Below are 21,145 nucleotides of genomic sequence, written 5' to 3' on the forward strand. Positions count from 1 at the left end.
CCGAGTGTGAAAAGGCGGCCTCCGCCGCCGGGTCAAGGGTGGGCGCAGCCCATCGCGCAGCGACGCCGAAGGCGCCCTTGACGCGGTGGTGGAGGACGCCACACTCGGAAAGAGGGCGGCCGCACCAGAAGCCCACAAAGCCGGATCACCCTGAGGGCCTCAAGCCCCCGCCCCCGCCCCCGCCTCCGCCTCGTCCAACCCCTCCGCCAGTACCTCCGCCAGGTGCCGGCCCCGTACCCCCGCCAGGTCCGTCATCTGCGTCCTGCACGAGAAGCCGTCCGCCAGGACGGCCGCACCCGAGGGCGCGTCCCTCAGTGCCGGCAGCAGTTGGTCCTCCGCGCACGCCACCGAGACCTCGTAATGACCCGGCTCGAAGCCGAAGTTGCCCGCCAGTCCACAACAGCCTCCCGCCAAGTCCCCTGCCAGGCCCGCACGTTCCCGCAGGCGGCGATCCGCCTCGTCACCCAGCACCGCGTGCTGGTGGCAGTGCGTCTGGCCCGTCACCCGGCGGTCCAGGCGCGGCGGCTCCCAGTCCGGCGCCAGCGTCTCCAGCGCCTCCGCGAACGTCCGTACCGACGCCGCCAGGCGGGCCGCCCTCGGGTCGTCCGGCAGCAGTTCGGGCAGGTCGGTCCGGAGCGTCGCCGCACACGACGGCTCAAGGACCACCACCGGCCCCCCGGGCCTCGGGGGCCCCACCCCATCCCCCTCCATCACGTCCAGCGTCCGCCGCATCACCCTCCGCGCCGCCCCCAGCTGCCCCGTCGACACATACGTCAGCCCACAGCACACCCTCCCCTGCGGCAGCGCGACCCCCAGCCCAGCCGCCTCCAGGACCCGGACCGCCGCCCTGCCCACCTCCGGCTCCAGGTGGTCCGTGAACGTGTCCGGCCACAGCGTCACCGCCGGCGGGCGGGGCGAGGCGCGTTCGGCGAACCACGCCGTGAACGTCCCCTCCGCCACCCTCGGCATCGTCCGCTCCGGCGCCACCCCCGCGAGGCGCGCCGCGAACGGCAGCCGCATCCCTGCGTTCAGGCCCCGCCCGAACAGGTCCAGCCAGTGCGGCAGCCTGCCCATCGTCCAGTGCGAGCGCGGCCGGCGCAGGAAGCCCAGCGGTCCCGCGTAGTGCCGGTCGAGGAACTCCGCCTTGTACGCGGCCATGTCGACGCCCACAGGGCAGTCGCTGCGGCACCCCTTGCACGACAGACACAGGTCCAGCGCCTCCCGGACCTCCTCCGAGCGCCAGCCGTCCGTGATCACCTCGCCGAGCGCCATCTCGTGGAGCAGCCGCGCCCGCCCGCGCGTCGAGTGCTTCTCCTCCCCCGTCGCCCGGTACGAGGGACACATCACCCCCGGGCCCGAACTCGGTCCTTCCACCCTGCACTTGGCCACCCCCACACACCGGGCCGCCTCCCTGCCGAGGCCCACCAGCGGCAGCCCCGTGAACCGCAGGCCCTCATCGAGCGGGCGCGGGCGGACCAGCATCCCCGGGTTGAGGCCGCCGGCCGGGTCCCACACGTCCTTGACCGCGCCGAACAGGCCGACGAGTTCCTCCCCGTACATCCTCGGCAGCAGTTCGGCCCGCGCCTGCCCGTCGCCGTGCTCCCCGGAGAGCGAGCCGCCGTGGGCGACCACCAGGTCGGCCACCGCCTCCGAGAACCGGCGGAACTCCCGTACTCCCTTCCCCGTCCACAGGTCGAAGTCGATCCGGACGTGGACACAGCCGTCGCCGAAGTGCCCGTACGGAACTCCCCGGAGGCCGAAGTCAGCGAGCAGCGCCCGGAACTCGCGGAGGTACGCGCCGAGCCGTGTCGGCGGCACCGCGCAGTCCTCCCATCCCGGCCACGCCTCCCCGCCTCCCCCGGGCCCCGTCCGGGAGGCGCCCCCAGGGCCCCGTGTCGCCGTGCCCGCCGCGTCCTCCCTGATCCGCCACAGCGCCCGCTGTCCGGCCGGGTCCCTCACCACCGTGGAGTCGATCGCGTCGGCCGCCCGGACCAGCGCCCGGGCGGCGCCCTCCCCGTCGACCTCGCAGAACAGCCACGCCGCACCGCGAGGCAGCCCGGCGGCGCCCCGTACGAGATCGGCCGCCATCCCCTCCACGGTCAGCGGTCCGGACGGCAGGAGCCCCGCCGCCGCGTCCGCCGCCGCGCTCTCGTCCGCGTACCCGAGCACCACGAGCACCGGTTCCGCCGGCAGCGGGACGAGTCGTACCGTCGCCTCCGTCACCACGCCCAGCGTCCCCTCGCTCCCGCAGAACGACCGGGCCACGTCCACGCCCCGCTCCGGGAGCAGGGCGTCCAGCGCGTACCCGGAGATGCGGCGCGGCAGACCGGCCGGGTAGCCGGTCCGCAGGAGGGCGAGATGGCGGTCGACGAGGTCGAGGAGTCCGGCGGGGGCGCCCCGCCCTCCCGGCCCGAGCGTCAACGCCGCGCCTCCGTACGTCATCACGTCCAGCGAGCGCACGTTGTCCGCCGTGGTCCCCCAGGCGACCGAGTGCGCCCCGCACGCGTTGTTGCCGATCATGCCGCCGAGGGTGCAGCGGCTGTGCGTGGACGGATCGGGGCCGAAGGTCAGGCCGTACGGGCGTGCCGCCTCCCGCAGTCGGTCGAGGACGAGCCCCGGCCGGACCACGGCCGTCCGCGCCTCCGGGTCCAGGGAGACGATCCCGCCCATGTGCCGTGTGAGGTCGAGCACGACGCCGGTGCCCGTCGCCTGGCCGCCGATCGAGGTCCCGGCGCCCCGTGCGACGACCGGGGTGGCGCCGTGCGCCCGGCACACCTCGAGGACGGCCGCAACGTCGTCGGCGTCGCGCGGCGCGACCGTACCCGCCGGAATCCGGCGGTAGTTGGAGGCGTCCATGGTGGTCAGTGCCCTGGCGGTGACGGAGAAGTCGACCTCTCCGGCGACCGCGGCGCGCAGGTCGGCGGCCAGGCCGGACGCGTGTTGCTCGTGTGTTCCCACAAACCCAGGATGTCTCAGAGCTCGTCTCATCGGGCGGACATCCGGCGACCGGGCCCTTCCCGACCCGATACTCTCCGCCTCGTGGCTGATATCCAGATTCCCGCTGACATCAAGCCCGCCGACGGCCGTTTCGGCGCGGGCCCCTCCAAGGTGCGTACGGAGGCGCTGGACGCCCTGGCCGCCACCGGCACCTCTCTCCTCGGCACCTCCCACCGCCAGGCTCCGGTCAAGAACCTGGTCGGCGAGGTACGCACCGGCATCCGTGACCTCTTCTCGCTCCCCGAGGGCTACGAGGTGATCCTGGGCAACGGCGGCTCCACCGCCTTCTGGGACGTCGCGACCCACGGTCTCATCGAGAACAAGTCGCAGCACCTCACCTTCGGCGAGTTCTCCTCCAAGTTCGCGAAGGCCGCGAAGCTGGCCCCGTGGCTGGCCGAGCCGACCGTGGTCTCCTCCGACCCGGGCACCCACCCGGAGCCGGTGGCCGAGGCGGGCGTGGACGTCTACGCGTACACGCACAACGAGACCTCCACCGGTGTCGCCGCCCCGTTGAAGCGGGTCGCGGGCGCCGACGAGGGCGCGCTGGTCCTGGTCGACGCGACCTCCGGCGCGGGCGGTCTCCCGGTCGACATCACCGAGACGGACGTCTACTACTTCGCCCCGCAGAAGTCCTTCGCCGCCGAGGGCGGCCTGTGGCTGGCGGCCTTCTCCCCGGCCGCCCTGGAGCGGGCGCAGAGGATCCACGCCTCCGGCCGGCACATCCCGGAGTTCTTCTCGCTGCCGACGGCGATCGACAACTCGCTGAAGAACCAGACGTACAACACCCCGGCGCTGTCGACCCTCTTCCTGCTCAACGAGCAGCTGAAGTGGATCAACGGCCAGGGTGGTCTGGACTGGGCCGTGGCCCGGACGAAGGAGTCCTCGGACGCGCTGTACGGCTGGGCCGAGGAGTCCAAGTACGCGACGCCGTTCGTGACGGACGCGGCGAAGCGCTCGCAGGTCATCGGCACGATCGACTTCGCGGACGAGATCGACGCGGCGGCGGTCGCGAAGGCGCTGCGCGCGAACGGCATCGTCGACACGGAGCCGTACCGCAAGCTGGGCCGCAACCAGCTGCGCGTCGCGATGTTCCCGGCGATCGACCCGGCGGACGTGCGCGCCCTGACGGCCTGCATCGACTACGTCATCGAGAAGCTCTGAGACCCTGTAACACCCTGTAACGCCCTGCGGCATGAAGGCCCGGCATCGGATGTGCCCGATGCCGGGCCTTCGCCGTCCGGCCGTGCCCGATGCCGGGCCTCCGCCGTCCGGCCCGTGCCCGATACAGGGCCCTCGCCGGTCAGCCCGACTGGGCCTTCACATGGTCGATGACGGCGTCGAACTCGGCCGTCGGCGAGAACTCCACGACGTCGACGTCCTCCAGGGCCTCGGGGGCGTGTCCCGGCCCCCAGTAGTAGGCCTGTCCGGCCTCGTAGATCTCCTCGCCCGTGGACGTACGCATCCTGATCCGGCCCTTGAGCAGATAGCCCCAGTGGGGGCACTGGCACAGGTCGTCCTCCAACCCCTTCAGCGCGGGCGCCATGTCGGTGCCCTGCGGAAGGTGGATGAACGCGACGGTCATATCGCCGCCTGCCTCCTGCTTACGGAAGTCCAGGCCGCCGCCTTCCATGGCGACCGGAGTGCCTTCGCGAGTGAATCCCGTCATGATTCCGCCACGCCTCCTCCGTCGGTCCCCTTCCAGTCTCGACCCCCTGTGGCACCAGGTCGAGGCGGGGACGACGTCGCAGGTCAGCTCCGTCGCAGCAGACGCTTGACGCCGAAGACGAGGACGAACGCGCCCGCGAGGACCAGGAAGCCGACCGTGACGTTCCCCTTCTCGCCGTCGGCAGCCGGGGACTGCGGCGCCTGAGGCGCGCCCGGGGTGTCCGGGCTTCCGCCGGGCTTCTCCGGGGAGCGTCCGGCGTCCTGCCGTTCCAGCCTCACCACCCGGCTCTGCTGTCCCTCGGAGCCGAGCATGAACGCCGAGCCGTCCGTCGTGTACGTCACCGATTCCGCCTGCCCCTGGAACGGGGCTCCGATCGAGGTGCCCTCGTCGGCGAGCCGGCCGTCCTTCCACGCGTACTCGCGCGCCATGAGGTAGCCGCGCAGGACCAGGCGGTCGCCGTCCGGCGAGAACGCGCCGTCGGTGACCCACGGGACCTCGCCGACGCGCCGGAAGACGTTCGTCCCGGACGAGGAGAGCCGCTCGGGGCCCGCGTACAGGCCGCCGCCGTCCTCGTTCTTGCTCGCGATGTACACCCGGCCCGTCTTCGGGTGGACCATCAGCGCCTCGGCGTTGCGCGCGCCGTCGGCGTACTTCACGACGTACTGCTTCGCCGCCACCTTCTGGTCCTTCAGGACCTCCGGCTCCGGGAAGCGGTAGACCCAGACGTGGTCCCAGGAGCCGTCGAGGTTGTCGCCGATGTCGCCGACGTAGATGTCGCCGTCCGGGCCGACCGCGATCGCCTCCATGTCACGGGGGGTGCCGACGCCCTGCATGGTCAGGGTCGCGACCGTCTTCCCCGTGCGGGAGTCGATGCCGTAGATCAGGGGGGCGTCCTGGTCGTTGTGCGTCCAGTAAATCCCGGGGTGGGCCCGGCTGGCGGCCAGGCCGCTGGACTCGGTGATGCGGGAGTCCTCGATGGTGAAGTCCCGGTCCGGCTCCTGCCCTTCGGCACGGGCAGGACCGGCCGGGAGCAGCACCAGGGCCGCCGCCGCGCCGAGGGCGCACAGAGCAGATCGCATGTCCCCCAGCCTGCCACGACGCGGGCGCCGACATCGGGCGGGAAGATCGTCTGTCGCCGGGAGAGCTCCGCTCGCGCCGCGGCGAATCCCGCTTGACCGGTACCTCGACCGCTGCGATGGTCGCGATCATGCCCACCCCTCAGACCTTCTCCGCGCCCGACGGCACGACACTCGCCTTCCATGTGTCCGGAACCGGTGCCCCGCTCCTCTGCCTCCCCGGCGGTCCGCTCCAGGACTCCGCCTATCTCGGCGACCTCGGCGGGCTGACCGTGCACCGACAGCTGATCCGGCTCGATCTCCGGGGGACGGGGGCGTCGGCCGTGCCGGGCGACTCCTCCTCGTACCGGTGCGACCGGCTCGTCGGCGACGTGGAGGCGCTGCGCGCGCACCTCGGGCTCGACACCGTCGACGTCCTCGGGCACTCGGCGGGCGCGAACCTCGCCGCCCTGTACGTGACCCGGTACGCCGAGCGGGTCGGCCGGCTCGTGCTCGTCACCCCGGGCACGGCTGCCGTCGGGCTCGACACACCGCCGGAGGAGCGGCTCGCGGCGGCGCGGCTGCGGCGGGACGAACCGTGGTTCGGTCCGGCGTACGCGGCGCTCGAAGAGGTCACGGCGGGGCGCGGGACCGGCGCGAGCTTCCAGGCCGTGGCGCCGTTCTTCCACGGGACCTGGGACGAGGCCGCGCGCGAGCGGCACGCCGCCGCGGAGGGGCAGCGGAACGGCGAGGGCGCGGGTGTCTTCGCGAGCGAGGGGGCCTTCGACCCGGAGGTGACGCGTGCGGTGTTCGCGGAGTTCGCGGGGCCGGTGCTCGTGGTGGCCGGGGAGGGCGACGTGAACACCCCGGTCCCGACGGCGTCCGCGTACGCGGAGCTGTTCCCGAAGGCGGCCTTCGTCGTCCTGGACGGGGCGGGGCACTTCCCCTGGCACGACGACGCGGAGCGGTTCACGGGGACGGTCGGCGACTTCCTGCGGTAACCGGGGCAGGGGCTTCCGCGGTGGCCGGCGCCTGGAGAGGGGCTCCTGCGGTGGGCGGCTTCCTGCGCTGGGTGGCTCGCCCCGGTGGGCCCGTGTCCCGGATCACGTCGCAGGTCCGGGACGCCGTCCGCGATGATATGACCATGCGTTTTCTGTTCGTCGGCGACAGCATGACCATCGGACGCGCCGGCGACTGGACCTGGCGGTACCGCATGTGGCGGCATCTGGAGTCCACGCTGCCCGGCTGGTACGCGATCGTCGGTCCCCGCACCACGCTGTACGACCCCGCCGCCGACTCCCCGGCCTCGGATACGTACGCCGACCCGGCCTTCCCCGCCCCCGCCCGGCGCCATCTGGCCGGCTGGGGCGAGGGCTGGCTGCACATGGCACCCGTGATCGGCGACACGGTCGCCGCGACGGGAGCCGACGTGCTGCTGATCTCGCTCGGCCTGATCGACCTCGGCTTCTACACCAACAGCGAGCAGACCGAGGAGAACGTCCGGGCGTTCGTCGCCGCGGCCCGCGCCGCGAACCCGCGCGTCCGGGCCGTCCTCCTGCCGGTCATCCCCAACGTGCGCGCCGGATACGACGCGCCGTTCGCCCTCGAATGCGCCCGCTTCAACGAGCTGCTCGCGAAGGCGGTCGCGGACCTGGACACGGCGGCCTCGCCGCTCCTCCTGGCGGCGATATCCGAGTCGTACGACCTCGACGCGGACACCTACGACGGCACCCACCCGGGCCCCTCGGGCGAGCACAAGCTGGCGGCCGCCTTCGCCGACGCGATGCACCAGGCGTGGGGCCTGGGCGGCCCGTACCGCCCCTGACACACCGCCACCCGCTCACCCGCTCACGGTCTCCCCGCTCAGCGGCTCCGGTTGCGGAGGAGCGAGCCGATCCAGACGACGACGAAGGTCGCCACGGGGGTGATCAGGATCCACTCGGGGTTCATGGCGGAGTCTTCGGTGAACAGCAGGGCGACGAAGAGGAGGGTGGCGGCGAGGACCGAGCAGAGGGCCCAGGTCGTCGCGGTGGCGAGGGAGCCCTCGCGGGTGGACCGCCGGGCGATCCGTCGGTCGGCCCCGGCGCCCGGGGTCCAGTGGGCTCCGCGCAGCTCCTCCCAGGCGGCCCGGAGAACGGCGATCTCCCGGGCGACGGCGACGTTGTTTTCGTCCACGTACATGAGCTGGACCCGGCTCCCGTCACGCCGGTACATGAACGAGATGGTCCGCGGCTGCCCCTGGCCCATGCCGGCGCCGGGGTTGGGCACGGCCCGGATGTCGTGGATGTCCTTCCAGTCGAGCCGGCGGTTCTTGACCATGCCGCGGACCCGGATGCCCTTGAGGTCGGCGGAGGTGGCGCAGCTCCGGGCGGCGAGGACGAGCCAGCCGAGAAGGGCGACCAGCAGCAGGGTGATGAGGCTCCTCACCCAGCCGGGGATGCCCTCCTCGGTCCAGACCGGCAGCCCCGCGACGGGCAGACCGATGCCCACGGAGATGTAGACACCGGCCAACCGGCCGGGTCTGATCCGGTACTCACGCGGCAGTACGCGCTTCGCTTCCATGGTCCCCCCTGTGTCCCCCGTACGACCGGAGATCAGGTTAGAGCTCAACTCCTTTGTCATGAAAGGGTTTTGGGTGAACCTCAGGCGGCCCGCGTGAAGCGATTGGCGAACGTCGAGAGCGTGTACGCGCCGATGCCGAGGACGACCTCCAGGGCGTTGCGGCGGGTGTACCCCGCGGCCTCGAAGGCGGCCAGTTCCTCGTCGCTCACCGCGCCCGCGGAGGCGAGGACCCGGAGGGTGAACAGGCGGACGGCGGCGAGGCGTTCGGCGTCGGGCGCGGGTCCGAGGGCGGCCATCTTGGCCTCGTGTATGTCGACGCAGAGGTGGCACTGATTGCGTTCGGCGACGGTCAGGACGACCGTCTCGCGGGAGTGCGGGTCGAGGGTGGTGGACTCGAAGGTCTGACTGAGCCTCAGGAAGCCCTCCAGGGTCTCGGGCGACTCCTTGAGGAGGGCGACGGCACGGGCGGTACGGGCGGACATGTCCACGGACAAGGAGTCTCCAGGCTCGGGCGGGCAGAACGAGTAGAATCGACAACATGGTTGACCATGCGCCGAAGGAAAACGTAAACCAGGTTGTCGATATGGGCAAGGGAGAAAGCGCGGGAGACGGCGAGCACGGGGGCGAGCGCGGGAACAGGAACGGGAACGGGGACGGGGGCCGGGACGGGGGCCGGGGCTACGAACTTCCCCTGCTCCTCTTCGGCGGCTTCCGCACCCTCATCGACCGCCTCCACGCCCGCCTCGCCACCGAGGGCCACCCCGACCTGCGCCCCGCCCACGGCTTCGCCATGCAGGCCATCGGGGCGCGCGGCGCCACCGCCAGCGAGATCGGACGCCGCCTCGGCGTCTCCAAGCAGGCCGCGGGCAAGACCGTCGACCGACTCCTCACCCTGGGCTACGCCGAGCGCGCCGACGACCCCGCCGACGCCCGCCGCAAGCTCGTCCACCTCACCCCACGGGGGTACGCGGCCCTCGCCCGCTCCGCCGCGATCTTCGACGAGCTACGGGCGGAGTGGGCGGCGACCCTCGGCGCGGACCGCGTCAGGGACCTGGAGGCGGCCCTGCGGAACGTCGTCCCCGCGGAGACGGCGTTCCGCCTGGACGCCACAAGCTGGCTGGGCGCGCCGTAGGCACGCCTGCCGGGAGACGCCCGCCGCGACACCTGCCGAAAGACGCCTGCCGGGACGTCTGCCTGGAGACGTCTGCCGACCGGCCCTCCGCAGAGACGCCTACCAGGCGAAGGCCTCCGGCGAAGGCCCCGGGCCCGGGAAGATCTCGTCGAGACCCGCCAGGACCTCCTCGCTCAGCTCCAGTTCCAGGGCGCGCAGCGCGCTCGTCAGCTGCTCGGGCGTACGCGGACCGACGATCGGGCCGGTCACGCCCGGCCGGGTGAGCAGCCACGCGAGGGCGGTCTCGCCCGGCTCGAGGCCGTGCTTGTCGAGCAGGTCCTCGTAGGCCTGGAGCTGCGCGCGGGAGGCCGGGTCGGCGAGGGTGGCCGCCGCGCGGCCCTCCGTACGCCGCTTGCCCTCGGCCTCCTTCTTCAGCACGCCGCCGAGCAGACCGCCGTGCAGCGGCGACCAGGGGATGACCCCGAGGCCGTACTCCTGCGCGGCCGGGATGACCTCCATCTCCGCGCGCCGCTCGAAGAGGTTGTAGAGGCACTGCTCGCTGACGAGGCCGACCGAGCCGCGCCGGGCGGCGGTCTCGTTGGCCTGGGCGATCTTGTAGCCGGGGAAGTTGGAGGAGCCGGCGTAGAGGATCTTGCCCTGCTGGACGAGGACGTCGACCGCCTGCCAGATCTCCTCGAAGGGGGTCGCCCGGTCGATGTGATGGAACTGGTAGACGTCGATGTAGTCGGTGCCGAGGCGCTTGAGGCTGGCCTCCACGGCGCGGCGGATGTTCAGCGCCGAGAGCTTGTCGTGGTTGGGCCAGGCCTCGCCGTCGGCGCCCATGTTCCCGTAGACCTTGGTGGCGAGGACGGTACGGTCGCGGCGGCCGTCGCCCTTCGCGAACCAGGAACCGAGGATCTCCTCGGTCCGGCCCTTGTTCTCACCCCAGCCGTAGACGTTGGCGGTGTCGAAGAAGTTGAGCCCCGTGTCCAGCGCCGTGTCCATGATGGCGTGGCTGGTGGCTTCGTCCGTCTGGGGTCCGAAGTTCATCGTCCCGAGGACGAGTCGGCTGACCTTGAGTCCGGTGCGTCCGAGCTGCGTGTACTCCATGGGCGTCAAGCCAACTGCTTGGAGTGCGCTCGAAGCAAGAGGGTTCCCACGGGGTGGCAGACGCGGGCGCGTCGCGGCGAGGGGAGCGGCCGGGCGAGGCTCCGGCTACTGGCCCGACACCGATGCCACCGCGATGATCGCGAACATCAGTACGAGCACGCCGGCCATGATGCGGTTACGGGTTTTCGGATCCACGCTTCGAGGTTACCCGGCCGTTCCCCCCGGCCCTCACCCCCGCCCCCTCCACCCCCGCCGCGTGGCCGCGTCACTCCGCCCCGTCACCCCGCCCCCTCCAGCGGCCAGCCGCCCACCGTCTCGTACCGGGGCTGCTCACCCCGCACCCCGCTCACCGGCAGGTTCGAGCGCACCAGGGCCAGCTCACCCACCTCCCAGCGGGCGCCCTCGAAGGTGCCGAGCTCGTCGAGGAACGGGTGGAGGTCCGCGCCGTCGCCCCGCGCGCGGGCGACCGTGAGATGCGCCTGGTAGCGGCGGCGCTCGTCCATCGGGACCCCGGCCCTGCGCGCGGCGGCGTCGGCGCGCTCGGCGAGCAGCCGCAGCTCGTCGAGGTCCCCGGCGATCCCGGCCCACAGCGCGCGCCGCCCGAAGTGCCCGCCGCCGTGGAGCCGCAGCGGGAAGGGCGGGGTGCGGTGTGCGGCCCGGGCGAGCCGGACGCGCAGCTCGGGCAGCAGCTCCTCGTCGACCTCGCCCATGAACGCGAGGGTGAGGTGCCAGCCGGGCCGCGAGGTCCAGCGGAGCCCGTCGGCCCCGGGCAGCCGGTGGAGCCGGTCGACGACGTGTCCGAGTTCGTCCAGGTGCTCGGGCGGCGGCAGGACGGCGGCGAAGAGCCTCATGAGGCGAGTGTGGCAGCGGTTAGCCTCTGCGGCATGAAGATCTCGATCAGGAAGGGCGGGGTGGAGGACCTCCCCGCGATACTCGGCGTCCTCGACAGCGCGGTGGTGTGGCTGAACGGCAAGGGGATCACCGCGCAGTGGGGCACCGAGTCGTTCTCCGGGCGTCCCAGGGCGGTGAAGCAGGTCGAGGACACGATGGCCGCGGGTGATCCGTGGATCGCCGAGATCGACGGCGTACCGGCGGGGACGATGACGCTGACGCCGTTCCCCGGGCAGCACATCGAGCCGGCGGACGAGCCGGAGGTGTACGTACGGCTCCTGGCGACCGACGCCCGGTTCCACGGCCACGGAGTGGGCGCGGCGCTGCTCGCCCACGCGGCGGAGGAGACGCGGCGGCAGGGGGTGTCGCTGCTGCGGGTGGACTGCTTCGCGGGCAGCGAGGGCCGGCTGGTCGCGTACTACGAGGGCCGGGGCTTCACCCCGACGGACACGTTCCTCGTCGGCGACTGGGCGGGACAGGTCCTGGAGCGGCGGGTCTGAGGACCCGCCGTTCCGGTGGCCACGCGGTCAGCTGGACAAGGGGCTGCCGCAGGGCGGGGAAGGGGCGGACCCGGGCGGATGCGCCCGCCCCCGCCCCCGTCCCGTGACGTCAGGCCGCCGTCGCCAGCCGTTCGCGCGCCACGAACCGCACCTGTGGGTGCCCGTGGCGCCAGGCCCAGGCGACCTTGAGGCCGCCCACCCTGGCCAGGACCAGGCCCACGACGATCGCGGCCGTCAGGGAGATCACGCCGCCCGTCACGAAGCCGACGCGAGCGCCGTACGTGTCGGTGACCCAGCCGAGGAGCGGCGCGCCGATCGGCGTACCGCCGGCGAAGACCATCATGTAGAGGCTCATCACCCGGCCCCGCATGGCCGGGTCCGTCGCCATCTGCACGGCCGAGTTCGCGGTGATGTTGACCGTGAGGCCGATCATGCCGATCGGTACGAGCAGCAGGGCGAACAGCCAGAACGCCGGCGACAGGGCCGCCGCGATCTCCAGGACGCCGAAGACCGCCGCCGCGATCACCAGCATCCGCAGCCGTGTCGAGCCGCGCCGGGCCGCCGCGAGGGCGCCCACGAGCGAGCCGGCCGCCATGAGGGTGTTGAGGAAGCCGTACGCTCCGGCGCCGACGTGGAAGACGTCGCCGGAGAAGGCGGTGAGCCAGATCGGGAAGTTGAATCCGAAGGTGCCGATGAACCCGACGAGGACGATCGGCCAGATCAGGTCCGGTCGCGCGGCCACGTAGCGCAGGCCCTCGCGCAGCTGGCCCTTGCCGCGCGGGGCGCGCTCCACCTTGTGGAGTTCGCTCGTCCGCATGAGCAGGAGGCTCGCGAGGGGCGCGAGGAAGGACAGGCCGTTGAGGAGGAAGGCCCAGCCGCTGCCGACTCCGGCGATGAGGACGCCGGCGACGGCGGGGCCGACGAGCCGCGCGGACTGGAAGTTCGCCGAGTTCAGGGAGACGGCGTTGCGCAGCTGGTCGGGGCCGACCATCTCGGAGACGAAGGCCTGCCGGGCCGGGTTGTCGACGACGGTCACCATGCCGAGGAGGAAGGCGATCAGGTAGACGTGCCAGACCTGGATGTTGCCGGAGAGGGTGAGGACGGCGAGCGCGATGCCGCAGAGGCCGAGGGCTGCCTGGCTGACGAGCAGCAGGCGCCGCTTCGGGTAGCGGTCGGCGATGACTCCGCCGTAGAGGCCGAAGAGCAGCATCGGCAGGAACTGCAGGGCCGTGGTGATGCCGACGGCGGCGGCCGAGCCGGTGAGGCTCAGGACCAGCCAGTCCTGGGTGATGCGGGCCATCCACGTACCGGTGTTGGAGACGATCGCGCCGGTGAAGAACAGCCGGTAGTTACGGATCCTGAGCGAGGAGAAGGTTTCCCCCCGCCCGCGGGTGTCGAGGGTGGGTTTGTGGACGGGTGCGGAGTCTGCTCCGGGTCCCGTACTCAAAGTGCGTCGCCTCCTTGGCGCGTGGACTACAGGTGGGCGAGCTTCTCCAGGACCGGGGCGGCGGCGCGCAGCTTGGCCCATTCGTCCTCGTCCAGGCCCTCGGCGAGCGAGGCCAGCCAGGCGTTCCGCTTGCGGCGGGACTCTTCGAGCATGGCTTCGGCCTGCTCGGTCTGGCTGACCACCTTCTGCCGGCGGTCGTCGGGGTGCGGCTCCAGCCGGACCAGTCCCTTGGCTTCGAGCAGCGCGACGATGCGGGTCATCGACGGCGGCTGGACGTGCTCCTTGCGGGCCAGCTCGCCGGGCGTGGCGGAGCCGCAGAGCGCGAGGGTGCCGAGCACCGACATCTCGGTGGGGCTCAGCGACTCGTCGACGCGCTGGTGCTTGAGGCGTCGGCCCAGTCGCATGACGGAGGAGCGGAGCGCGTTCACGGCCGCGGCGTCGTCGGCTGTGCCGTGGGACAGGTCAGGCATGTTTGTTAGCCTAACTCATTACTCTGCCTAAATACCAACGGGGGCGCGCTGACGTCACACGGATCACACCCGTTTACCCCTACCCCCGTGCGAACCGCACCCACGCATCGCACCGAACCGCACGCGCGCACCGCGTGAACCGCACGCACGCAGATCACGCTTCCGCATCCATGTATCACCCAAACGAGTGAGTCGGATCCAGAAAGTGACGCAAAGGAGCCCCGGCTGCCCCGACCCTGAACGACATGGGATCGACAGTGCTCAGCCTGCGCATCGACGGTGAGCTGCTCGACCGGCTCAGAAGTCACGCCGCGAAAAGAGGAATGAGCGTCCAGGACTATGTCGTCCGGACGCTCATTCGCGAGGATTTCGACGAGCGGTTCAAGACCGCCGTCGACGAGACGGAGAAGTTCTACGGAGAGGCGGACGGGGAACCGGTGGCCGACACGGCCACCGACACCCCCCGCGATCACGTGAGGCCGAGCGCCGGCATCGCGTAGTAGAAGACGAAGACCGCCGACACGATGTACATGGCCACCGGGACCTCACGGCCCCGGCCGGCCGCGAGCCGCAGCGCGCTGAACGCGATGAAGCCGATGCCGATGCCGTTCGTGATCGAGTACGTGAACGGCATCATCACCATGGCCAGGAACGCCGGCACCGCGATGGTGTAGTCGCTCCAGTCGATGTCCTTGATCGAACCGGCCAGGATCAGGAAGCCGACCGCGAGCAGCGCGGGCGTGGCCGCCTGGGACGGAACCATCGTGGCCAGCGGCGTGAGGAACAGCGCCACCGAGAACAGACCGCCGGTCACGACCGAGGCGAGACCCGTACGCGCGCCCTCGCCGACGCCCGCCGTGGACTCCACGAAGCAGGTGGTGGCCGAGGAGGAGGTCGCGCCGCCCGAGGCGACGGCCAGGCCGTCCACCAGCAGGACCTTGTTGATGCCGGGGAAGTTGCCGTCCTTGTCGATCAGCTTGGCCTCGTCGCCGACGCCGAGGATCGTGCCCATCGCGTCGAAGAAGCAGGACAGCAGCACCGTGAAGACGAACAGGACACCGGTCAGGTAGCCGACCTTCTCGAAGCCGCCGAAGAGGCTGACCTCGCCGACCAGACCGAAGTCGGGCGAGGCGACGGGGTTGCCCGGCCACTCCGGGGTGGTCAGACCCCAGGACGGGACGGTCGCGACCGCGTTGATCACCATCGCCACGATCGTCATGACGACGATCGAGATGAGGATCGCGCCCGGCACCTTGCGGATGATCAGCGCGAGGGTGAGGAGGGTGCCCAGGATGAAGACGAGCACCGGCCAGCCGGTGAGGTGACCGTCGCCGCCGAGCTGGAGCGGGACGGTGGTGTGCGCGGCGTCGGGGATGCGGGAGACGAAGCCCGAGTCGACGAGACCGATCAGCATGATGAAGAGGCCGATACCGATCGCGATGCCCTTGCGCAGGCCGACCGGGACCGCGTTCATCACACGCTCGCGCAGACCGGTCGCGACGAGCAGCATCACGACGACACCGGCGAGGACGACCATGCCCATGGCGTCCGGCCAGGACATCTTCGGCGCGAGCTGGAGCGCCACGACCGTGTTGACGCCGAGGCCGGCGGCGAGGGCGATCGGGACGTTGCCGATGACGCCCATGAGGAGCGTCGAGAACGCCGCCGTGAGGACGGTGGCGGTGACGAGCTGGCCGCCGTCGAGCTGGTGCCCGTACATGTCCTTGGCACTGCCGAGGATGATCGGGTTCAGCACGATGATGTAGGCCATCGCGAAGAAGGTGGCGAAACCGCCGCGGATCTCGCGGCCGACGGTCGAGCCGCGCTCCGAGATCTTGAAGTAGCGGTCGAGGCCCGAGGTCGGCTCCTGGGGAGCGGAAGGCTCGGGGGGCATGGCCTTGGCGGTGGCCGTGGTGCTCATGGGGTGGGGTTCCTCTTCGGGAGACGTCCGTTTGGCGGTTCGTACGAAGGAAACCCGCCAGAGGCAAACCGTTTCAGTATGAACACATGAACGAGCGAGCGTCTATCTCCGCGCGTAGATACGATTTCCCGCCACCTAGACTGACCCTCATGGCGAAGTGGACACCGAAGCACGAGGCACCCGAGCCCCTCGAAGGGCCCGTCGTCGCCACCATCACCGGCGGAACGATCCTGTGGTTCGTCCTCTTCCTCGTCCAGGTCCCGTTCTACGGCTGGTTCGACGACCGGGACCTGACCTGGTGGGTGTGGACCTGCCTCGCCGGCGCGGGCCTCGGCCTGATCGGCATCTGGTACGTCCGGAAGCGGGACGCGGCGATCAAGCGGCACGAGGCGGCACAGGCGGCGGAGACCACCACCGGACCGTCGACCGGGCCGTCCGCCGGGACCTCCGACCGACCCTCCGCCTGAACCCTGCCGGGACCACTGCCTGAACCCCTGCGGGGACGGCGTCGCCCCAGGGTCCCGAGCCCATCCCGCAGGCATGGCACCCAGGGACGATTCCCCTCCTCCCCCGGTCTGAGATTCGCCCTTCTCGGCAGGTGAACGGTCGATTCCGGTCGTACCGTCGAAAACATGACTCAGCGGGCGAAGATCGACACGGACGACAGCAAGGCCGAGGCGGTGGGTCCGCCCGTCGTCCACCGTCCCGCCGGACTCACCTCCGCCGAGGTCGCCGAACGCGTCGCCCGCGGCGAGGTCAACGACGTCCCCGTACGGAGCTCCCGCTCGACCACGGACATCGTCCGCGCCAACGTCTTCACCCGGTTCAACGCGATCATCGGCGTGCTCTGGGTGATCATGCTCTTCGTCGCGCCGATCCAGGACAGCCTCTTCGGCTTCGTGATCATCGCGAACACCGGCATCGGCATCATCCAGGAACTCCGCGCCAAGAAGACCCTCGACGGCCTCGCCGTCATCGGCGAGGCGAAACCCACCGTCCGGCGCGACGGCGTCGCCGCCGAACTCTCCACCTCCGAGATCGTCCTCGGCGACCTCATCGAACTCGGCCCCGGCGACAAGGTCGTCGTCGACGGCGAGGTCGCGGAGGCCGACAGCCTGGAGATCGACGAATCACTGCTCACCGGCGAGGCCGACCCGGTCGTCAAGAAACCCGGCGACCGGATGATGTCGGGCTCGTTCGTCGTCGCCGGCGGCGGCGCGTTCACCGCCACCAAGGTCGGCCGCGAGGCCTACGCCGCGCAGCTCGCCGAAGAGGCCTCCCGCTTCACGCTCGTCCACTCCGAACTGCGTACCGGCATCTCCACGATCCTCAAGTACGTGACGTGGATGATGATCCCCACCGCGATCGGGCTCGTCATCAGCCAGCTCGTCGTCAAGGACAACAACTTCAAGGACGCGGTCGCCCGAACGGTCGGCGGCATCGTCCCGATGATCCCCGAGGGACTCGTCCTGCTCACCTCGGTCGCCTTCGCGATCGGAGTCGTACGACTCGGGCGCAAACAGTGCCTCGTCCAGGAACTGCCGGCGATCGAGGGCCTCGCCCGCGTGGACGTCGTGTGCCTGGACAAGACGGGCACGCTGACCGAGGGCGGCATGGACGTCACGGAGCTCCGTCCCCTCAACGGCGGCGACGAGACGTACGTACGCAAGGTCCTCGGCGCCCTCGGCGAGTCCGACCCGCGCCCCAACGCCTCCCTCCAGGCCATCATCGACGCCTACCCGGACACGGTGGAGTGGCGGTGCACGGAGGCGCTGCCGTTCTCGTCGGCGCGGAAGTACAGCGGGGCGGCGTTCAGCGAGGGCAACGGCGAGAACTCGACCTGGGTGCTGGGCGCCCCGGACGTCCTCCTGCCCGCCGGGGACCCGACGCTCACCGAGATCGACCACCTCAACGAACAGGGCCTGCGGGTCCTGCTCCTGGCGCGGACGGCGAACGAACTCGACTCCCCAGACGTCGCGGCCGGCGCCCACCCGACGGCCCTGGTCGTCCTGGAACAGCGACTGCGGCCGGACGCGGCGGACACGCTCGCGTACTTCGCCGACCAGAACGTCGCCACGAAGGTCATCTCCGGCGACAACGCCGTCTCGGTCGGCGCGGTGGCCGGAAAGCTCGACATGCCGGGCGCCGAGCACACCGTCGACGCGCGGCACCTGCCCACCGACCGGGAGGAGATGGCGAAGGTCCTCGACGAGAACGCCGTCTTCGGCCGGGTCACGCCACAACAGAAGCGGGACATGGTGGCGGCGCTGCAGTCCCACGGACACACGGTCGCGATGACGGGCGACGGCGTGAACGACGTCCTCGCCCTGAAGGACGCGGACATCGGCGTGTCGATGGGCTCGGGGTCGGAGGCGACACGGGCCGTGGCCCAGATCGTGCTCCTGAACAACAGCTTCGCGACACTCCCGTCGGTGGTGGCGGAGGGCCGCAGGGTCATCGGCAACATCACCCGAGTGGCCACCCTCTTCCTGACGAAGACGGTGTACTCCGTCCTCCTGGCGGTCCTGGTGGTCTGCTCGCAGGTGGAGTACCCCTTCCTCCCCCGCCACCTGACGCTCCTCTCCACACTGACGATCGGCGTCCCGGCCTTCTTCCTGGCCCTCGCACCGAACAAGGAACGAGCCAAGCCGAACTTCGTACGGCGGGTGATGAGGTACGCGATCCCGGGCGGCGTCATCGCGGCGGCGGCCACGTTCACGACGTACCTCCTCGCCCGCCACCACTACAGCGGCGAAGGCGCCCTGGAGGCCGAGACGAGCGCGGCCACCCTGACGCTCTTCCTGGTCTCGATGTGGGTCCTGGCGATCATCGCCCGCCCGTACACATGGTGGCGCCTCGCCCTCGTCGCCACGATGGGCGGCGCGTTCCTCCTGGTCCTGGTCGTGCCCTGGCTCCAGGACTTCTTCGCCCTGAAACTCGTGGGCACGACACTGCCCTGGGCGGCGGTGGCGATCGCAGCGGCGGGTGGCCTGCTCCTCGAACTCGCATGGCGCTGGGTGGACCGGAGGTTCCCGGCCTGAACGAAGCTCCCCAACGCGGGGACACCACCGCTAGGGTGGCCGGTCGATCACGCATGATCGTCGGGTTGGGGTGGGGATGGCATCGGGGGAGAAGCGGCTCACCATGCTCGGGCACTACCAAGTGTCCGAGCTGCTGGGAGCCGGCGGAATGGGCGAGGTCTACCTCGCCCACTCACCGTCCGGGCGGGCGGTCGCCGTGAAGGTGGTCCGCGAGGAACTGGCGGCGAAACCCGGCTTCCGCGAGAGATTCACCCGCGAGGTCCAGGCGGCCCGGCAGGTGAGCGGCGCGTTCACAGCACCGGTGCTCGACGCGGACACGGAGGGCCTCACCCCGTGGATGGCCACCCAGTACGTCGACGGCCCGACGCTCGCCGACGTGGTGAACGACCGGGGCCCCCTGCCGGCCGACGAGGTCTGGCGGCTGGCGTCGGGGCTCTGCGAGGCACTGCGCGACATCCACCGCGCGGGCCTGGTCCACCGGGACCTCAAGCCCGGGAACATCCTGCTGGCCGAGGACGGGCCACGGGTCATCGACTTCGGCATCTCACGGATCGTGGACGCGACCGCCCTCACCGAGAGCGGCCAGATCCTCGGAACACCCCTCTTCATGGCACCCGAACAGTTCCGAACCCCCCGCGACGCGGGCCCCGCCGCCGACGTCTTCGCCCTCGGCTCGGTCCTCGTGTACGCGGCGACAGGCCACGGCCCGTTCGACGCCGACACTCCGTACGCGATCGCCTGGAACGCCGTCCACGAGGACCCGGACCTCGCCGGCCTCCCCGACTCCCTTCACCCCGTGGTGGGACCCTGCCTGCGCAAGGAACCCTCCGAACGCCCCGACCCGGAAGCACTCCTGGCCCTCCTCTCCTCTCGCCGAGAACGCCGTACCCAGCGCGTCTCGGCCCACGAGGCGGAACTGACCCGCGCACGCCGAGCCCGGTTGCGTCACGGGGCGCTCGCCCTGGCGGCCATGGCGTGCGCGGCGCTGGTGGTGGGGGTGTGGACGTGGTGGCCGGACGCGGACGACGACAGAGCGACTCCCCGCACTCCACCCGCCTCGGCGATCACTCCCCGTGCGACACCGACACCGGTACGGATGCCGGGCTGGAAGCCGTGGAGCAGACAGCTGAAGACCGGCGGACATTCTCGTCCGGACGAGATGGTCGACTGCAGCTACAAGCACTCGGCACTGTGGTGCACGGGTGGGGAGCTGCTGGCGGCACGCCTGGACCCTCTCAGCGGCAAGGTCCTCTGGGAAAGGAAAGCCCCTGAGAGGGGCTCTCCAGCCGTCCTGGGCGTGACGCGCCGGCTGGTGATCGCCGCGTCCTATCAGGGCGACGGACTGAACCACTCCTACAAGATACGGACGTTCGACGCGCAGTCGGGGCAGCCGGAGATCGAGCGGGTGATCCCGGGGGCGGAGACGTGCACAGTCGTCCAGGAGACCCTCTTCTGCGACCACGACGGAGGGATCTCCGCGTGGGAACCGATGAACATGACGCGCATGTGGACCGCCGCGCAGGGCTGGAACCTGCATCGACAACCGAAGGATTCTCCGTCGGACCGCGTCTACGTCGTGAAGCGAGACAACGAAGGGCGCACGACGGAGGTCGGAGAGATCACCCAGGGCGACGGCACGCGTCTCTGGCACCGCGACACTCCCAAGGGCGCCGACCTCGTCACCGTGTCCCAAGAGGGCTTCGTGTACCTCGCTTCGCCCAAGTGGCACGAGATGACAAGGGTCACCAGGATCGACCGCAGGACCGGCGCCGAGAAGTCCGTTGAACTGGCAGCCGCAGAAGAGCTCTTGGGCATCGTCGGTAACGTCTCGTACAGCCACCGTGGGGGCGTCATCAGCGCCTACGACATCGCGACGGGACGGCGGCTGTGGTCCCCCACCACACTCCACGAGGGCTTCTCCGCCCCGGCGGTGGCGGGCGACCGCATCTACTTCACCGCCGAGGACGGAACCGTCATCGCCGTGGACCGGCACGTCGGCGGCGTGTTGTGGCAACACCAGCCCCCGAGGGGCGACTTCGATGACCAGTTCTCGATTTCGCCCCGTCTCGGCTTCATTCCTTCACCCGTCGCCCTGGGGGACGTCATCATCGCGCCCGCTCTCACCTCCCGAGTCCACTCCTTCCTCGCCCCGGCGACAGGAACGACACCTCCGGCCACCGGCACAGGTGCGACCGCCGGGTAGAGCGGCTGCGGGCTGCGGGCTGCGGGCTCCTTGGGGTGGGCGTGCCGTGTGGGTTTCTGGTGGGACCGCCCTCTCCCCGAGAGTCGCTCCTTCCGGTGGTGCGTCAAGGGCGCTCCCTGCGGTCGCGTCGCTGCGCGATGGCCTTCGGCCACCCTTGACCCACCACCTCCA

19 protein-coding genes are annotated in these 21,145 nt (G+C 71.1%); 9 read left to right on the plus strand and 10 right to left on the minus strand.

Going from position 1 to position 21,145, the window contains the following annotated elements:
- Positions 1-159: 159 nt before the first annotated feature.
- Positions 160-2,988 (minus strand): FAD-binding and (Fe-S)-binding domain-containing protein, encoded by a 2,829-nt coding sequence (locus tag ACZ4XX_RS39270; protein ID WP_468512604.1) that lies wholly within the window; start codon positions 2,986-2,988, stop codon positions 160-162.
- Positions 2,989-3,039: 51 nt separating this feature from the next.
- Between ACZ4XX_RS39270 and serC the strand changes: the two genes are divergently transcribed.
- Positions 3,040-4,158 carry a phosphoserine transaminase gene (gene serC, locus ACZ4XX_RS39275; protein WP_468512605.1) on the plus strand — a complete coding sequence of 373 codons (1,119 nt, stop codon included), beginning with the start codon at positions 3,040-3,042 and terminating at the stop codon, positions 4,156-4,158.
- Between the two features lie 139 nt (positions 4,159-4,297).
- Here the strand turns inward: serC and ACZ4XX_RS39280 are convergent, their stop codons facing one another.
- Complete coding sequence (locus ACZ4XX_RS39280) at positions 4,298-4,663, minus strand: cupin domain-containing protein (protein ID WP_468512606.1); 366 nt, start codon at positions 4,661-4,663, stop codon at positions 4,298-4,300.
- Positions 4,664-4,746: 83 nt separating this feature from the next.
- Positions 4,747-5,742, minus strand: coding sequence for a YncE family protein (locus tag ACZ4XX_RS39285; RefSeq protein ID WP_468512607.1), 996 nt, complete (start codon positions 5,740-5,742; stop codon positions 4,747-4,749).
- A 128-nt stretch (positions 5,743-5,870) separates the two neighbouring features.
- On the opposite strand from ACZ4XX_RS39285, the gene ACZ4XX_RS39290 reads away from it, so the two are divergent.
- Both ACZ4XX_RS39290 and ACZ4XX_RS39295 read left to right on the plus strand, forming a co-directional pair.
- Positions 5,871-6,719, plus strand: coding sequence for an alpha/beta fold hydrolase (locus tag ACZ4XX_RS39290; RefSeq protein WP_468512608.1), 849 nt, complete (start codon positions 5,871-5,873; stop codon positions 6,717-6,719).
- Positions 6,720-6,862: 143 nt separating this feature from the next.
- Entirely contained in the window at positions 6,863-7,543 is a 681-nt protein-coding gene (locus tag ACZ4XX_RS39295) for a GDSL-type esterase/lipase family protein (RefSeq protein WP_468512609.1), read from the plus strand.
- A gap of 38 nt (positions 7,544-7,581) precedes the next feature.
- On the opposite strand, the gene ACZ4XX_RS39300 is transcribed toward ACZ4XX_RS39295, so the two are convergent.
- Together ACZ4XX_RS39300 and ACZ4XX_RS39305 are read right to left on the minus strand one after the other, a co-directional pair.
- The gene (locus ACZ4XX_RS39300; RefSeq protein ID WP_468512610.1) at positions 7,582-8,280 is read right to left on the minus strand and encodes a hypothetical protein; all 699 of its coding nucleotides are present in this window, start codon (positions 8,278-8,280) and stop codon (positions 7,582-7,584) included.
- 80 nt (positions 8,281-8,360) lie between these two features.
- Positions 8,361-8,762, minus strand: coding sequence for a carboxymuconolactone decarboxylase family protein (locus ACZ4XX_RS39305; RefSeq protein ID WP_468512620.1), 402 nt, complete (start codon positions 8,760-8,762; stop codon positions 8,361-8,363).
- 101 nt (positions 8,763-8,863) lie between these two features.
- On the opposite strand from ACZ4XX_RS39305, the gene ACZ4XX_RS39310 reads away from it, so the two are divergent.
- Positions 8,864-9,412: a MarR family winged helix-turn-helix transcriptional regulator gene (locus ACZ4XX_RS39310; protein WP_468512611.1), complete on the plus strand. Its 549-nt coding sequence runs from the start codon at positions 8,864-8,866 to the stop codon at positions 9,410-9,412.
- A 99-nt stretch (positions 9,413-9,511) separates the two neighbouring features.
- On the opposite strand, the gene ACZ4XX_RS39315 is transcribed toward ACZ4XX_RS39310, so the two are convergent.
- Both ACZ4XX_RS39315 and thpR read right to left on the minus strand, forming a co-directional pair.
- On the minus strand, positions 9,512-10,501 hold the full coding sequence (locus ACZ4XX_RS39315; protein WP_468512612.1) for an aldo/keto reductase: 990 nt from the start codon (positions 10,499-10,501) through the stop codon (positions 9,512-9,514).
- 278 nt (positions 10,502-10,779) lie between these two features.
- Positions 10,780-11,352 carry an RNA 2',3'-cyclic phosphodiesterase gene (thpR, locus tag ACZ4XX_RS39320; RefSeq protein ID WP_468512613.1) on the minus strand — a complete coding sequence of 191 codons (573 nt, stop codon included), beginning with the start codon at positions 11,350-11,352 and terminating at the stop codon, positions 10,780-10,782.
- A 33-nt stretch (positions 11,353-11,385) separates the two neighbouring features.
- Between thpR and ACZ4XX_RS39325 the strand changes: the two genes are divergently transcribed.
- Positions 11,386-11,892 (plus strand): GNAT family N-acetyltransferase, encoded by a 507-nt coding sequence (locus ACZ4XX_RS39325; RefSeq protein ID WP_468512614.1) that lies wholly within the window; start codon positions 11,386-11,388, stop codon positions 11,890-11,892.
- A gap of 109 nt (positions 11,893-12,001) precedes the next feature.
- Here the strand turns inward: ACZ4XX_RS39325 and ACZ4XX_RS39330 are convergent, their stop codons facing one another.
- Both ACZ4XX_RS39330 and ACZ4XX_RS39335 read right to left on the minus strand, forming a co-directional pair.
- Positions 12,002-13,339, minus strand: coding sequence for an MFS transporter (locus tag ACZ4XX_RS39330; RefSeq protein WP_468512615.1), 1,338 nt, complete (start codon positions 13,337-13,339; stop codon positions 12,002-12,004).
- 26 nt (positions 13,340-13,365) lie between these two features.
- Positions 13,366-13,809: a MarR family winged helix-turn-helix transcriptional regulator gene (locus tag ACZ4XX_RS39335; protein WP_055600160.1), complete on the minus strand. Its 444-nt coding sequence runs from the start codon at positions 13,807-13,809 to the stop codon at positions 13,366-13,368.
- Between the two features lie 245 nt (positions 13,810-14,054).
- On the opposite strand from ACZ4XX_RS39335, the gene ACZ4XX_RS39340 reads away from it, so the two are divergent.
- On the plus strand, positions 14,055-14,309 hold the full coding sequence (locus ACZ4XX_RS39340; RefSeq protein WP_355969640.1) for a hypothetical protein: 255 nt from the start codon (positions 14,055-14,057) through the stop codon (positions 14,307-14,309).
- Here the strand turns inward: ACZ4XX_RS39340 and ACZ4XX_RS39345 are convergent.
- Positions 14,279-15,730: an NCS2 family permease gene (locus tag ACZ4XX_RS39345; RefSeq protein ID WP_468512616.1), complete on the minus strand. Its 1,452-nt coding sequence runs from the start codon at positions 15,728-15,730 to the stop codon at positions 14,279-14,281. The genes ACZ4XX_RS39340 and ACZ4XX_RS39345 overlap by 31 nt on opposite strands.
- 149 nt (positions 15,731-15,879) lie before the next feature.
- Between ACZ4XX_RS39345 and ACZ4XX_RS39350 the strand changes: the two genes are divergently transcribed.
- The 3 genes from ACZ4XX_RS39350 to ACZ4XX_RS39360 all read left to right on the plus strand — a co-directional run bounded on the left by ACZ4XX_RS39350 (position 15,880) and on the right by ACZ4XX_RS39360 (position 20,974).
- A complete protein-coding gene (locus ACZ4XX_RS39350) occupies positions 15,880-16,197 on the plus strand; it encodes a DUF2530 domain-containing protein (protein ID WP_468512617.1) in 318 nt (105 codons plus the stop codon).
- A gap of 165 nt (positions 16,198-16,362) precedes the next feature.
- Positions 16,363-18,771, plus strand: a complete 2,409-nt coding sequence (locus ACZ4XX_RS39355; protein WP_468512618.1) for a cation-translocating P-type ATPase — start codon at positions 16,363-16,365, stop codon at positions 18,769-18,771.
- Between the two features lie 76 nt (positions 18,772-18,847).
- On the plus strand, positions 18,848-20,974 hold the full coding sequence (locus tag ACZ4XX_RS39360; protein WP_468512619.1) for a protein kinase domain-containing protein: 2,127 nt from the start codon (positions 18,848-18,850) through the stop codon (positions 20,972-20,974).
- Positions 20,975-21,145 lie beyond the last annotated feature (171 nt).

The sequence above is a fragment of the Streptomyces sp. NPDC029956 genome (assembly GCF_055574655.1).